The sequence below is a fragment of the Pseudomonas sp. PB106 genome, assembly GCF_009764645.1.
Classification (GTDB): Bacteria; Pseudomonadota; Gammaproteobacteria; order Pseudomonadales; family Pseudomonadaceae; genus Aquipseudomonas.
In genome coordinates this window covers 1-13637 of the sequence record NZ_RWIM01000209.1, presented here as the reverse complement: position 1 = coordinate 13637, position 13637 = coordinate 1, and the positions used below count along the sequence as shown (strand labels likewise).

Sequence of the window (13637 nt, the reverse complement as noted above, 5' to 3'; positions counted from 1 at the left end):
CGGTCAGTCAACAACAGTGCTGAATGACACGACGCTTTCGCGAGCAAGCTCGCTCCCACAAGGTTCGGTGTATACCCGCCCAAGTTCACAGGGCTGAACAGATGATGATTCCCTCCCCGTGGCGTGCCGACTTCCCGGCCATCGCCGCACTGCAACGGCAAGACCAGACTTATCTGGACAACGCCGCCACCACGCAAAAACCCCAAGCCCTGCTCGACGCACTGACGCATTACTACGCCAATGGCGCAGCCAATGTGCATCGTGCGCAACACCTGCCGGGCGCTCACGCGACGCAGGCGTTCGAGGACAGTCGGCTCAAGGTCGCGCAATGGCTGAATGCTGGTGACAGCGGGCAGATCATCTTTACCCACGGCGCCACCAGTGCGCTGAACCTCTTGGCCTATGGCCTTGAACATCTTCTCCATCCGGGCGATGAAATTGTCATCAGCGCCCTGGAGCATCACGCCAACCTGCTGCCGTGGCAGCAACTGGCACAACGGCGCCATCTGAAACTGGTGATCCTGCCGCTGGACGTCGACGGCTTGATCGACCTTGCTGCCGCCGTGCACTTGATCGGCCCGCGCACGCGATTGCTCGCGGTCAGTCAACTTTCCAACGTGTTGGGTGCGTGGCAACCGCTGCCGGCACTGCTGGGCATGGCCAAAGCGCAGAACGCGTTGACCGTGGTCGATGGCGCGCAAGGTGTGGTGCATGGTCGCCATGACGTGCAGGCGCTGGGTTGCGACTTCTATGTATTTTCCAGTCACAAGCTGTATGGACCGGATGGTCTGGGCGTTCTGTTCGGGCGCAATGCTGCACTTGAACAACTGAAGCCTTGGCAGTTTGGCGGCGAAATGGTGCTGGAAGCCAACTATCAGGATTCGCGCTTCCGCCCTGCTCCGTTGGGTTTCGAAGCGGGGACGCCGCCGATAGCCAGCGTGATCGGCCTCGGCGCGACGCTCGATTATCTGGCCGGCCTGGATCAAGACGCGGTGTCGGCCCATGAAGCGGCGCTGCATGATTATTTACTGCGTGGCCTCGCGGCGCGTAACGGCATTCGATTGCTCGGCAAGCCGCAATTGGCGCTGGCCAGTTTTGTCGTGGAAGGTGTGCACAACGCCGATCTGGCGCACTTGCTCACCGAACAAGGCATCGCCGTGCGCGCCGGACATCATTGCGCAATGCCGCTGTTGAAAAGCTTCGAGCTGGCCGGGGCGATACGTGTGTCGCTGGCGCTGTACAACGATTCCGAAGATCTGGAGCGCTTCTTTGAAGCGCTGGATCAGGCGCTGGAGTTGTTGCGATGAGCTTGCCGGTCGAGGCTGCCGAAGCGCTGCAAACGTTTCAAAACGCGGCTGGCTGGGAACAGCGGGCGCGGTTGTTGATGCAGTTGGGTGATCGTCTGCCGCAGCTGGATGACGCGGACAAGTGCGAGGCCAACCGGGTGCATGGCTGTGAGAGTCAGGTGTGGCTGGTTGGGGATTTGCGTGACGGTCACTGGCAATTCAGCGCCAGCAGCGATGCGCGGATGATTCGCGGGTTGGTGGCGTTATTGCTGTTGCGGGTTAACGGGTTGTCGGCGGCTGAATTGCAGCAGGTTGATTTGCCGGACTGGTTCAATCAGCTCGGCCTTTCGCGCCAGCTATCGCCCTCGCGCAGCAATGGCCTGAATGCCGTGCTCCAGCGGATGAATGAGTTGGCGCGCTAACCGATGATCGTTCCCACGCTCTGCGTGGGAATGACTCCACGGACGCTCCGCGTTCCACTTTGGGTGGGACGCGGAGCGTCCCGGGCTGCATTCCCACGCGGAGCGTGGGAACGATCAAAGCCCCAACGTCAGACCTGAGGTTTAACCCGATCTGAAGGACGCCGCACACCCGCGACAATCTTGTCCACAGCCTTGGTCGCCGCGACCATGCCGAACGTTGCCGTAACCATCATCACCGCACCAAACCCGCCGGCACAGTCCAGCTTCACACCGTCGCCAACAAAACTCTTCTGCAAACAAATGCTGCCATCCGGCTTCGGATAGCGCAGTTGTTCCGTGGAAAACACGCACGGCACGCTGTAATGGCGGGTCATGGTACGTGAGAAGCCGTAATCACGACGCAACGTCGAACGCACTTTCGAGGCCAACGGGTCATTGAACGTGCGGTTGAGGTCGCACACCTGAATCAGCGTCGGATCAATCTGCCCGCCGGCGCCGCCAGTGGTGATGATCTGGATCTTGCGGCGCTTGCACCAGGCAATCAGCGCAGCCTTGGCGTTGACCGCGTCGATGCAGTCAATCACGCAATCAATATTCGGCGTGATGTATTCGGCCATGGTGTCGCGGGTGACGAAATCCGCCACCGCATGCACGGTGCAATCCGGGTTGATCCCGCGCAGGCGCTCGGCCATGACCTCGACTTTGGGTTTGCCGACGGTGCTGTCCAGCGCGTGCAACTGGCGGTTGGCGTTGCTGACGCAGACGTCATCGAGGTCGAACAGCGAAATCTCGCCAACCCCACACCGGGCCATGGCTTCCGCCGCCCAGGAACCGACGCCACCGACGCCGACAATCGCCACATGGGCCGCGCGCAAGCGCTCCAGGCCCTCGATGCCATACAAACGGGCGATGCCTGCAAACCGCGGATCTTCTGTACTCATGACCATTACCCCAAAAACCGGCGCGCATTATAGGGCCACGCGACGACAAGTTCTAAGCCTGCAGCTACAAGTGTAAGAACTTAAGTCAAAGTCGGCTGCCCAATGTCGGGCATTTCCCTGTCCGATGTACGACTTGTGAACTGCCGGTGTAGGATGCGCGCCCCTCGGGCGTCTAGCCGACCGATCCTTCGTTCCACAGCCTTTGGAACCCGAAATAGCTATGTCATCGCGTAAATTTGGACTCAACCTGGTGGTGGTTCTGGCAATCGCTGCCCTGTTCACCGGTTTCTGGGCGCTGATCAATCGCCCGGTTTCCGCGCCGAACTGGCCGGAGCAGATCTCCGGTTTCTCCTATTCGCCGTTCCAGCAGGGACAATATCCGCAGAAGGATCAGTATCCGTCTGACGAAGAAATGCGCCGCGACCTGGAGATCATGAGCAAGCTGACGGACAACATCCGCATCTACTCAGTCGACGGTTCGCTGCAAGACATCCCGAAACTGGCTGAGGAATTCGGCCTGCGCGTGACGTTGGGGATCTGGATCAGCCCCGATCAGGAACGCAACGAACGGGAAATCCAGCGCGCCATCGAACTGGCCAACACCTCGCGCAGCGTGGTTCGCGTGGTGGTCGGTAACGAAGCGATCTTCCGCAAGGAAATCACCGCCGAACAACTCAGCGTGCTGCTTGATCGCGTGCGCGCGGCGGTGAAAGTGCCGGTGACTACCTCCGAGCAATGGCATGTTTGGGAAGAACACCCGGAGCTGGCCAAGCACGTTGACCTGATCGCCGCCCACGTTCTGCCGTACTGGGAGTTCATCCCGGTCGATAAGGCCGGGCAGTTCGTGTTCGACCGCGCTCGCGACTTGAAAAAGCTGTTCCCGAAGAAACCGCTGCTACTCTCCGAGGTCGGCTGGCCGAGCAACGGCCGCATGCGCGGTGGCGCCGATGCGTCGCCGGCGGATCAGGCGATCTATCTGCGCAATCTGGTCAACAAGCTCAACCGCCAGGGCTTCAACTACTTCGTGATCGAAGCGTTTGACCAGCCGTGGAAGGCCAGCGACGAAGGCTCGGTCGGCGCGTATTGGGGCGTGTTCAACGCTGCGCGCCAGCAGAAATTCAACTTCGAAGGCCCGGTGGTCGCCATCCCGCAATGGCGCGTGCTGGCCATCGGCTCAGTGGTGCTGGCGCTGTTGTCGCTGACCTTGCTGATGATCGACGGCTCGGCCCTGCGTCAGCGCGGGCGGATCTTCCTGACCTTTATCGCGTTCCTTTGCGGATCGGTGCTGGTATGGATCGGTTACGACTACAGCCTGCAATACAGCACCTGGTTCAGTTTGACGGTCGGTTTCCTCTTGGCGCTCGGCGCGCTCGGGGTGTTTATCGTACTGCTCACCGAAGCGCATGAACTGGCCGAAGCGGTGTGGATTCCCAAGCGCCGACGCGAATTCCTGCCGGTCGAGGGCGACTCCAGCTATCGCCCGAAAGTGTCGATCCACGTGCCGTGCTACAACGAGCCGCCGGAGATGGTCAAACAGACCCTCGACGCCCTCGCCGCCCTCGATTACCCGGACTACGAAGTCCTGATCATCGACAACAACACCAAGGATCCAGCGGTGTGGGAACCGGTGCGCGACTATTGCGCAACCCTCGGCCCACGCTTCAAGTTCTTCCACGTCTCGCCCCTGGCCGGGTTCAAGGGCGGCGCGCTGAACTACCTGATTCCGCACACCGCCAAGGACGCCGAAGTGATCGCGGTGATCGACTCCGATTACTGCGTGCACCCGAAATGGCTCAAGCACATGGTGCCGCACTTCGCCGACCCGAAAATCGCCGTGGTGCAGTCGCCGCAGGATTATCGCGACCAGAACGAAAGCACCTTCAAGAAGCTCTGCTACGCCGAATACAAAGGCTTCTTCCACATCGGCATGGTCACTCGAAACGACCGTGACGCGATCATCCAGCACGGCACCATGACCATGACCCGTCGTTCGGTGCTGGAAGAGTTGGGCTGGGCTGACTGGTGCATCTGTGAAGACGCCGAACTCGGTCTGCGCGTGTTCGAAAAAGGCCTGTCGGCAGCGTATTACCACGACAGTTACGGCAAAGGGTTGATGCCCGATACGTTCATCGACTTCAAAAAGCAGCGTTTCCGCTGGGCCTACGGTGCGATCCAGATCATCAAGCGTCACACCGGCAGCCTGCTGCGCGGCAAGGACACCGAACTGACGCGCGGCCAGCGCTACCACTTCCTCGCGGGCTGGTTGCCGTGGGTCGCGGACGGCATGAACATTTTCTTCACCGTCGGCGCGCTGTTGTGGTCGGCGGCGATGATCATCGTGCCGCAGCGGGTCGATCCGCCGCTGCTGATTTTCGCAATCCCGCCGCTGGCGCTGTTTGTGTTCAAGGTCGGCAAGATCATCTTCCTCTACCGTCGCGCTGTCGGCGTGAACCTGAAAGATGCCTTCTGCGCGGCACTGGCCGGGCTGGCGTTGTCGCACACCATCGCCAAAGCGGTGCTGTACGGCTTCTTCACCAGCAGCATTCCGTTCTTCCGCACGCCGAAAAACGCCGACAACCACGGCTTCTGGGTGGCGATTTCCGAAGCGCGGGAAGAGTTGTTCATCATGCTGCTGCTGTGGGGCGCGGCACTGGGGATCTATCTAGTCAACGGCATCCCGAGCAACGACATGCGCTTCTGGGTGGTGATGTTGCTGGTGCAGTCGCTGCCGTATCTGGCGGCGCTGATCATGGCGTTCCTGTCGTCGTTGCCGAAACCGGCGGCCAAGCCTGAACCGGCAGCAGCATAATCGGTCACGGATAACGTCAAACGGCGGCCTTCGGGCCGCCGTTTTGCTTTAGAATGACCGCCTTTTTCAATGCCAACAAACTCGGTAGGCGCTGCCGAAGGCTGCGATCTTTTGATCTTGCTGTTGATTTTAAAAAACAAAATCAAAAGATCGCAGCCTTCGGCAGCTCCTACAGGTTTACCGTGCGCACCCGGAGTTATTACATGACGGCCCACGCCGACCTTTCGCCGACCCTCCAACTCGCCATCGACCTGATCCGCCGTCCGTCCGTGACGCCGGTCGACGCCGATTGCCAGAAGCAGATGATGCAGCGCCTGGGCGATGCCGGTTTCACCCTCGAGCCGATGCGCATCGAGGATGTGGATAACTTCTGGGCGACCCACGGCAACCACGACGGCCCGGTGCTGTGCTTCGCCGGCCACACCGACGTGGTGCCGACCGGCCCGGTCACGGCGTGGCAGATCGACCCGTTCAACGCGCTGATCGATGAACACGGCATGCTCTGCGGCCGTGGCGCAGCGGACATGAAAGGCAGCCTGGCATCGATGACCGTCGCCGCCGAGCGTTTCGTCGCCGATTACCCGAACCACAAAGGCAAGGTCGCGTTCCTGATCACCAGCGACGAAGAAGGCCCGGCGCACCACGGCACCAAAGCGGTGGTTGAGCGTCTCGCTGCGCGTAACGAGCGTCTGGACTGGTGCATCGTCGGCGAACCGTCCAGCACCACTTTGGTTGGGGACGTGGTGAAAAACGGCCGTCGCGGCTCGCTGGGCGCCAAGCTCACGGTCAAAGGCATTCAGGGTCACGTGGCCTATCCCCATCTGGCGAAGAATCCGATCCACCTCGCCGCTCCGGCGCTGGCCGAACTGGCCGCCGAGCATTGGGATCATGGCAACGATTTCTTCCCGCCGACCAGTTTCCAGATCTCCAACGTCAACTCCGGCACCGGCGCGACCAACGTGATTCCGGGCGATCTGGTGGCGGTGTTCAACTTCCGTTTCTCCACCGAATCGACCGTCGAAGGCCTGCAGAAACGTGTGGCCGATATCCTCGACAAGCACGATCTGGACTGGCACATCGACTGGGCCTTGTCCGGCCTGCCATTCCTCACCGAACCGGGCGCACTGCTCGACGCGGTGTCGGCAAGCATCAAGGACATCACCGGTCGCGAGACCAAGGCGTCGACCAGCGGCGGCACCTCGGATGGCCGTTTCATCGCGACCATGGGCACGCAAGTGGTTGAACTGGGCCCGGTCAACGCGACCATTCACCAGGTCAACGAGCGCGTGCTGGCGGCGGATCTCGACGTGCTGACCGAGATCTACTACCAGACCCTGATCAAGTTGCTCGCCTGATGCTCGCGTGCCCCATTTGCAGTGAACCGCTGAATGCGGTGGACAACGGCGTGGTCTGCCCCGCCGGCCACCGCTTCGACCGTGCGCGCCAGGGTTACCTCAACCTGCTGCCGGTGCAGCACAAGAACAGCCGCGACCCTGGCGATAACCAGGCCATGGTCGAGGCGCGTCGCGACTTCTTGAACGCCGGGCATTACGCGCCGGTGGCCAAGCGTCTGGCCGAACTGGCGACGAGTTACGCGCCGGATCGCTGGGTCGACATCGGTTGTGGCGAGGGTTATTACACCGCACAGATCGCCGAGGCCTTGCCGAACGCTGATGGTTACGCGCTGGACATCTCCCGCGAAGCCGTCAAGCGCGCCTGCAAACGCAACCCGGCAATCACTTGGTTGATCGCCAGTATGGCCCGGGTGCCGTTGGCGTCGGGCAGTTGCCAGTTTCTCGCCAGCGTTTTCAGTCCGCTGGACTGGGAAGAGGCCAAGCGTCTGCTCAGTGTTGGCGGCGGTCTGATGAAAGTCGGCCCGACCAGCGGCCATCTGATGGAACTGCGCGAACGCCTGTACGACGAAGTGCGCGAGTACACCGACGACAAGCATCTGGCCCTAGTGCCGGAGGGCATGGCGCTGGCGCACAGTGAAACCCTGGAATTCAAACTGACGCTGGACAAGCCCGAGGATCGCGCCAACCTGTTGGCGATGACGCCCCACGGCTGGCGCGCCAGTGCCGAGCGGCGTGCGGCAGTGATCGAACAGGCCGAGCCGTTCGAGACCACCGTGTCGATGCGCTACGATTATTTCGTTCTTCAATAAACTTTTGGTCTCGGGCACGTGCCCGGGGCCGGCTAAATCCGCGAATGGATTTTTCAGACCCGCAGTGAGGACATCCATGCGCCAACCGGATATCGAGATTTACCTGAAAGACGCCGACGTCGACCACAAGGCCATTTCCGCCTGGCTCGGCGAAGCCCTTGGCCCGTGCAGCGACTGGGTACAGAAAGGCCAGACCTACAAGTGCAAGGCCGGCAACGTGCCGGTGACCTGGCTGCCGAAAGCCGTGGGCAAATGGAACAGCCTGTACCTGGAAAGCGACCAGACCCCATGGGACGACGACATCGCCTGCGCCCGCGCCGCGTTTGCTGCGCTGAACGTGGAAGTGCGTTGCGCGCCGGGGACGTGGGTCGAGGAAGAAGGTGAGGAAACGGCGGATCGCTGGATGCGCATCAGCGCAGACGGTGAAGAAGAGATCACCTGGAAAACGGCTTAAAAGCAAAAGATCGTCCGATCGCGGCCCGAGCCTTCGGCAGCTCCTACAGGGTCATGTGTACACCTGTAGGAGCTGCCGAAGGCTGCGATCTTTGATCGTTCCCACGCTCCGCGTGGGAATGCAGTCCGGGACGCTCTGCGTCCCAAAGCGAACGCGGAGCGTCCGTTGAGGCATTCCCACGCAGAGCGTGGGAACGATCATTACAAGCCTACAACGTCTTCCGCCTGCAATCCCTTCTCGCCAGTAATCACCGCGTATTCAACCTGCTGGCCTTCAGTCAGCGACCGATGCCCTTCGCCGCGAATCGCGCGGTAGTGCACGAACACGTCCACTCCGTCTTCGCGCTGGATAAAGCCGTAGCCCTTGGCGTCGTTGAACCACTTCACGTTGCCGGTTTCACGTGTTGCCATCTGTTCATACTCCTTTTTTATTATTAAACAGGCTTTTCGCAGGAAAGCCTTTGCGGAACGTCAGCCTGTGTCCGACGTCCATAAAGGGCCGCGGCGACAGAGCGCCGAGTATATGACAGGCGCAAAAAGTCTCAACAGGAGAATACTTCGCCGCTTTTTTGCCGATTTTCGCCTAATACGGCAAACTGTCGCCCACCCGAGCAAACGCTCGGTTTTATTCACTCACGCAGAAGCCGTATGACCCGTTCCCCGTTCCGCCGTCTTGTGTTTGGCACCCTGCGCCGACTGTTGTATCTCTGGGTTCGCTCGGAGACGATCAATCAGTCGTCGTTCACCCTCAACCTCGACCGCAGTCGTCCGGTGTTCTACGTCCTGCAAAACCCTTCGCTGACCGATCTGGCCGTGCTCGACACCGAGTGCACCAAGGCCGGCCTGCCGCGTCCGGTGCTGCCGGTGTCGGTGGGTTCGCTGATTGAACCGGCGGCGTTTTTCTACCTGACGCCGGATCCGGACTGGCTCGGTCGCCAGGACAAACGTGGCGCACCGCCGACCCTGACCCGCCTCGTGAGCGCCCTCACCCAGAACGCTGCCGAAGACGCGCAGATCATTCCGGTCAGCGTGTTCTGGGGCCAATCGCCGGACAGCGAAAACAGTCCGTGGAAACTGTTGTTCGCCGACAGTTGGGCCGTCACCGGGCGTTTGCGCCGGCTGCTGAGCATTATTGTTCTCGGGCGTAAAACCCGTGTGCAGTTCTCCGCGCCGATCCATCTGCGCGAGCTGATCGATCACAACAAGGGCCACGAACGCACCGTGCGCATGGCCCAGCGAATCCTGCGCGTGCACTTCCGCAATCTCAAAGCCGCTGTAATCGGCCCGGACATTTCCCACCGTCGAAATCTGGTCAAAGGCCTGCTCAATCAGCCGCTGGTTAAGCAAGCGATCCTCGAGGAAGCCGAGCGCGAAAACATCTCCCCAGAGAAAGCCAAGGCCCAGGCCCTGCGCTACGGCAACGAGATCGCCTCGGACTACACCTACACCGCGATCCGCTTTCTGGAAGTGGTGCTGAGCTGGTTCTGGAACAAGATTTACGACGGCATCAAGGTCAACCACATCGAAGGCGTGCAGAAGGTTGCCCAGGGTCACGAAGTGATCTACGTGCCGTGCCACCGCAGCCACATCGACTACCTGCTGCTCTCGTACCTGCTGTTCCGCAACGGCCTGACCCCGCCGCACATCGCCGCGGGGATCAACTTGAACATGCCGGTGATCGGCAGCCTGCTGCGGCGTGGCGGCGCGTTCTTCATGCGCCGCACATTCAAGGGCAATCCGCTGTACACCTCGGTGTTCAACGAATACCTGCACACCCTGTTCACCAAAGGTTTCCCGGTCGAATACTTCGTCGAGGGCGGCCGCTCGCGCACCGGACGTATGCTGCAACCAAAAACCGGCATGCTCGCGATCACCATGCGCAGCTTTCTGCGTTCGTCGCGGATGCCAATCGTGTTTGTGCCGGTGTACATCGGTTACGAGCGCGTGCTGGAAGGGCGTACCTACCTCGGCGAATTGCGCGGGGCGAGCAAGAAGAAAGAATCGATCTTCGATATTTTCAAAGTCATCGGCGCGCTCAAGCAGCGCTTCGGTCAAGTCGCTGTCAACTTCGGCGAGCCGATCAAACTCGCAGAATTCCTCGACGCCGAGCAACCGGACTGGCGCCAGCAGGAACTCGGCCCGCAGTACAAACCGGCGTGGCTTAATGAAACCACCAATCGGCTTGGCGAAAAAGTCGCGCAGCACCTGAATGAAGCCGCCGCGATCAACCCGGTCAATCTGGTGGCGCTGGCACTGCTGTCGACTACGCGCCTGGCGCTCGACGATCGCGCCATGGCGCGCGTACTGGATCTGTATCTGGCGCTGCTGCGCAAGGTCCCTTACTCGCCGCACACCACGCTGCCGGAAGGCGGTGGCCGGGCGCTGATCGAGCACGTGAAGGACATGGATCTGCTGTCCGAGCAGAACGATGCGCTGGGCAAGATTCTTTATCTGGACGAGCAGAACGCCGTCCTGATGACCTATTACCGCAACAACGTATTGCACATCTTCGCCCTGCCGGCGCTGCTGGCGAGCTTCTTCCAGAGTGCTTCGCGCATGAGCCGCGAACAGATCCTGCGCTACACCCGCGCACTGTATCCGTACTTGCAGTCGGAGCTGTTTATTCGCTGGTCGCTGGACGAACTGGACGGCGTTGTCGATCAGTGGCTGGAAGCGTTTGTCGAGCAAGGCCTGCTGCGTTTCGAGAAAGATGTCTATCTGCGTCCGGCGCCAAGTTCGCGGCATTTCGTACTGCTGACGCTGCTGTCGAAGAGCATCGCCCAGACCCTGCAGCGCTTCTACATGACCGTCTCCTTGCTGCTCAACAGCGGCCAGAACAGCATCAGCGCCGAAGAGCTGGAAGACCTCTGCACCGTCATGGCCCAACGCCTGTCGATCCTCCATGGCCTCAACGCTCCGGAGTTCTTCGACAAGAGTCTGTTCCGCCACTTCATCCAGACGCTGCTCGACCTCGACGTGCTGCGCCGCGATGAGGCCGGCAAACTGAGCTATCACGAACTGCTCGGCGAGCTGGCCGAAGGTGCAGCCAAGCGTGTGCTGCCAGCGGATATTCGTTTGTCGATCCGTCAGGTCGCCTTGCATCGCAGTGAAGATGCGGCAGAAACGGCGGTCAGCGCCGAGGTCTGAAACTTGCCGACAACTAACGGGGAGCTTGCCGGGTTTTCTCGTTAGTTGATTCGTGGATAAATAGGCTCACTTTAATAATCACGATAAGGATATCGAGATGAGCCTTTTGCAGAAAAAAACTCCCACCGTTACTGTCGACTTCCGTTTGCCCGCTAACTTCCGCGCACCCCAAGGCGGCGAGCATGAAACGGTTGTCAGCGTCAAAGTCGTCAATTCGAAGTCGCCAATCAACGTCAAAGACTGGCGACACTCTTCAATCTTCGATGTTGGCTGGAAGTTCTCATTTCCGCATCACTACAGCGATGTCGGCGTGAAGTACCAGATCAACGTGCAGATGTTCCATGACCAACAGCCTTTGCTGGTGGAACTGGACTACTTTGTTATCGTCAATAAAGCCCCGCACCGGCAGACGCTGCATTTGAGCCCGATTGGCTTTCTGTATGTCGAAGTGCAAGAGCCTCGCGCTATTGCCGAGCATGAAGCCGTGACGATCAGTCTGCACGATGCGGACAACCCCAATGCTGAACTGGCCAGTGCCACCCACGATGAACAAACAGCCACTTCGTTCTATATGGAATACGATCCTGACAGCGTCGTTGCGGGCAAACGCTATACATTGAGCGGCATTGAAAACCGCTACCACCAATCCATTCTGGTCACGCCGTGGTATGTCGAACTTGCCCCGGTTTCGCGTAACTTGCGTGCGCGACTATCGCATTGGATTTCGCAGCGCCTGGAAAAACCATTACGTTTGTTCACTGACGCTAATGGCAAAATCCGCTAGATTTCCCTTCGGCGCCGGGATTCTTCCGGCGCAAAAGTATTAGAGGTTCCGATGAAAAAATTGACCCTGCTCGCCGCTGCTACATTGCTCAGCGCCTGCCAATCGACCACCCCAGCCAGCAAGGCCAGCCTCGACGGCGAAGTGTTCTATCTGCAACGCATCGCCCTGCCACCGAGCGCGACCTTGAGCGTGAGCCTGCAGGATGTTTCCCTGGCGGATGCGCCGGCAGTGGTGCTCGACGAGCAGAAGGGTCCGGTTCAAGGCCAGGTGCCGCTGCCCTTCCATTTGAGCTACGATCCCGCCCAGGTCAAACCGGGCCACCGCTATTCGGTCAGCGCGCGTATCGAAGTCAACGGTGAGTTGATGTTCATCACCACCGAAAACCATGCCGTACAACTCGACGGCAACGATCCGCAACCGCTGAAAATCCGCGTCGACGCCATTCGCTGATTCATTGTCCGTCACCCCTTTACCGCAACAAGGAAGCCGTCATGCTCCGCCCTACCCTTCGCTTTGCCGGCCTGTGCGCGGGCCTGATGATCTGCGCCAACGCCCTCGCCCTCTCGCTGAGCGACCTGTCACAGAAAGACGCCACTGGCGGCCTCAAGGATGCCCTGACCCAAGGCGCGCAAATCGCCGTCAAACAATTGGGCACGCCAGGTGGTTTCAGCAACAACCCGGACGTGAAGATCGAACTGCCGGGCAAACTCGGCAAAGCCGCGAGCAAGATGAAAGCCTTCGGCATGGGCGCCCAGGTCGAAGAACTGGAAACCGCGATGAACAAAGCGGCCGAAGGCGCCGTGACTCAGGCCCAGCCGATCCTCGTCGACGCCGTGAAAAAAATGAGCGTGGCAGACGCCAAAGGCATCCTCAGCGGCGGCAATGACTCAGCCACGCAATACCTCGACAAATCCAGCCGCGAACAGATCCGCGCCAAGTTCCTGCCGATCGTCAAACAGGCGACCGACAAGGTTGGCGTGGCGCAGAAGTACAACTCGTTCGCCGGCCAGGCTGCCGCGTTCGGTGTGGTGGACGCGAAGAGTGCGAATGTCGAGAACTACGTGACCGAACAAGCGCTGAATGGCTTGTTCGAAATGATCGGCAAACAGGAAGAAACCATCCGCCAGAACCCGGCTGCAGCGGCGACCAGTCTGGCGAAGAAAGTGTTTGGGACGTTGTAAGGTCTTGCACGATAAAAAAGCCCGCTGGACCTCCCAGGTTCAACGGGCTTTTTTGTGGGTGTCAGTTTGCGGATCAGCTTGATCGAGGACGCGATTCACCGATGACTCCGCGAGGAAAATCATTTGCTGAATGCCCAACAGCGCGCTGCATGTGAGTCCGTTCAGCGTGAATGCCAACTCAGTGGCCATGACATTCGCAGAGGCAAGCGTTTCGCAGGCTTGGGTAAGTAGAATTTCAGTTAGAGAGTGGTTGGCTGTGAGGCCACCATCGCCAGCAGGGCTGGCTCCCACAGTTGGATTGAGTGCATGCAGTTAGAGAGTGGTCGGCTGTCAGGCCGCTATCGCCAGCAGGGCTAGCTCCTACAGTTGGATCGAGTGTTTCAGTTAGGGAGTGGTCGGCTGTCAGGCCGCTATCGCTGGCAAGCCAGCTCCCACAGTTGGATCGAGTGC

12 protein-coding genes and 1 pseudogene are annotated in these 13637 nt (G+C 60.0%); 10 read left to right on the top strand and 3 right to left on the bottom strand.

Going from position 1 to position 13637, the window contains the following annotated elements:
* Positions 1-101 precede the first annotated feature (101 nt).
* Positions 102-1307, top strand: a complete 1206-nt coding sequence (locus tag EJA71_RS25605) for an aminotransferase class V-fold PLP-dependent enzyme (RefSeq protein WP_158960596.1) — start codon at positions 102-104, stop codon at positions 1305-1307.
* Positions 1304-1708, top strand: a complete 405-nt coding sequence (locus EJA71_RS25600; protein ID WP_158960593.1) for a SufE family protein — start codon at positions 1304-1306, stop codon at positions 1706-1708. The genes EJA71_RS25605 and EJA71_RS25600 overlap by 4 nt, the downstream gene beginning before the upstream one ends.
* A gap of 128 nt (positions 1709-1836) precedes the next feature.
* Here EJA71_RS25600 and tcdA read toward each other — a convergent pair whose 3' ends face one another.
* Positions 1837-2655 (bottom strand): tRNA cyclic N6-threonylcarbamoyladenosine(37) synthase TcdA, encoded by an 819-nt coding sequence (tcdA, locus tag EJA71_RS25595; protein ID WP_158960590.1) that lies wholly within the window; start codon positions 2653-2655, stop codon positions 1837-1839.
* 214 nt (positions 2656-2869) lie between these two features.
* Here tcdA and EJA71_RS25590 point away from each other — a divergent pair, with 214 nt between their 5' ends.
* The 4 genes from EJA71_RS25590 (at position 2870) to EJA71_RS25575 (ending at position 8076) form a co-directional block, all read left to right on the top strand.
* The gene (locus EJA71_RS25590; RefSeq protein ID WP_158960587.1) at positions 2870-5458 is read left to right on the top strand and encodes a glycosyltransferase; all 2589 of its coding nucleotides are present in this window, start codon (positions 2870-2872) and stop codon (positions 5456-5458) included.
* 203 nt (positions 5459-5661) lie between these two features.
* Positions 5662-6813, top strand: coding sequence for a succinyl-diaminopimelate desuccinylase (gene dapE / locus EJA71_RS25585; protein ID WP_158960584.1), 1152 nt, complete (start codon positions 5662-5664; stop codon positions 6811-6813).
* On the top strand, positions 6813-7622 hold the full coding sequence (locus EJA71_RS25580; RefSeq protein ID WP_158960581.1) for a putative RNA methyltransferase: 810 nt from the start codon (positions 6813-6815) through the stop codon (positions 7620-7622). The genes dapE and EJA71_RS25580 overlap by 1 nt, the downstream gene beginning before the upstream one ends.
* A 76-nt stretch (positions 7623-7698) precedes the next feature.
* A complete protein-coding gene (locus EJA71_RS25575; protein WP_064120729.1) occupies positions 7699-8076 on the top strand; it encodes a hypothetical protein in 378 nt (125 codons plus the stop codon).
* Positions 8077-8276: 200 nt separating this feature from the next.
* On the opposite strand, the gene EJA71_RS25565 is transcribed toward EJA71_RS25575, so the two are convergent.
* Positions 8277-8486, bottom strand: coding sequence for a cold-shock protein (locus EJA71_RS25565; RefSeq protein ID WP_007908870.1), 210 nt, complete (start codon positions 8484-8486; stop codon positions 8277-8279).
* A gap of 237 nt (positions 8487-8723) precedes the next feature.
* Between EJA71_RS25565 and plsB the strand changes: the two genes are divergently transcribed.
* From plsB to EJA71_RS25545, 4 genes are all read left to right on the top strand, one after another.
* Positions 8724-11222: a glycerol-3-phosphate 1-O-acyltransferase PlsB gene (gene plsB, locus EJA71_RS25560; RefSeq protein ID WP_158960575.1), complete on the top strand. Its 2499-nt coding sequence runs from the start codon at positions 8724-8726 to the stop codon at positions 11220-11222.
* A gap of 97 nt (positions 11223-11319) precedes the next feature.
* The gene (locus EJA71_RS25555) at positions 11320-12006 is read left to right on the top strand and encodes a hypothetical protein (RefSeq protein ID WP_158960572.1); all 687 of its coding nucleotides are present in this window, start codon (positions 11320-11322) and stop codon (positions 12004-12006) included.
* A 51-nt stretch (positions 12007-12057) separates the two neighbouring features.
* Complete coding sequence (locus tag EJA71_RS25550; RefSeq protein WP_158960570.1) at positions 12058-12456, top strand: YbaY family lipoprotein; 399 nt, start codon at positions 12058-12060, stop codon at positions 12454-12456.
* 41 nt (positions 12457-12497) lie between these two features.
* A complete protein-coding gene (locus EJA71_RS25545) occupies positions 12498-13187 on the top strand; it encodes a DUF4197 domain-containing protein (protein ID WP_158960567.1) in 690 nt (229 codons plus the stop codon).
* Positions 13188-13226: 39 nt separating this feature from the next.
* Here the strand turns inward: EJA71_RS25545 and EJA71_RS27640 are convergent.
* Positions 13227-13427, bottom strand: a pseudogene (locus EJA71_RS27640) (DUF6124 family protein); the annotation flags it as partial.
* Positions 13428-13637 lie beyond the last annotated feature (210 nt).

Bases quoted from the DNA above. Each gene is read 5' to 3' on its own strand.
- EJA71_RS25605 (WP_158960596.1), top strand. From the start codon at position 102: ATGATGATTCCCTCCCCGTGGCGTGCCGACTTCCCGGCCATCGCCGCA.
- EJA71_RS25600 (WP_158960593.1), top strand. From the start codon at position 1,304: ATGAGCTTGCCGGTCGAGGCTGCCGAAGCGCTGCAAACGTTTCAAAAC.
- tcdA (WP_158960590.1), bottom strand. From the start codon at position 2,655: ATGGTCATGAGTACAGAAGATCCGCGGTTTGCAGGCATCGCCCGTTTG.
- EJA71_RS25590 (WP_158960587.1), top strand. From the start codon at position 2,870: ATGTCATCGCGTAAATTTGGACTCAACCTGGTGGTGGTTCTGGCAATC.
- dapE (WP_158960584.1), top strand. From the start codon at position 5,662: ATGACGGCCCACGCCGACCTTTCGCCGACCCTCCAACTCGCCATCGAC.
- EJA71_RS25580 (WP_158960581.1), top strand. From the start codon at position 6,813: ATGCTCGCGTGCCCCATTTGCAGTGAACCGCTGAATGCGGTGGACAAC.
- EJA71_RS25575 (WP_064120729.1), top strand. From the start codon at position 7,699: ATGCGCCAACCGGATATCGAGATTTACCTGAAAGACGCCGACGTCGAC.
- EJA71_RS25565 (WP_007908870.1), bottom strand. From the start codon at position 8,486: ATGGCAACACGTGAAACCGGCAACGTGAAGTGGTTCAACGACGCCAAG.
- plsB (WP_158960575.1), top strand. From the start codon at position 8,724: ATGACCCGTTCCCCGTTCCGCCGTCTTGTGTTTGGCACCCTGCGCCGA.
- EJA71_RS25555 (WP_158960572.1), top strand. From the start codon at position 11,320: ATGAGCCTTTTGCAGAAAAAAACTCCCACCGTTACTGTCGACTTCCGT.
- EJA71_RS25550 (WP_158960570.1), top strand. From the start codon at position 12,058: ATGAAAAAATTGACCCTGCTCGCCGCTGCTACATTGCTCAGCGCCTGC.
- EJA71_RS25545 (WP_158960567.1), top strand. From the start codon at position 12,498: ATGCTCCGCCCTACCCTTCGCTTTGCCGGCCTGTGCGCGGGCCTGATG.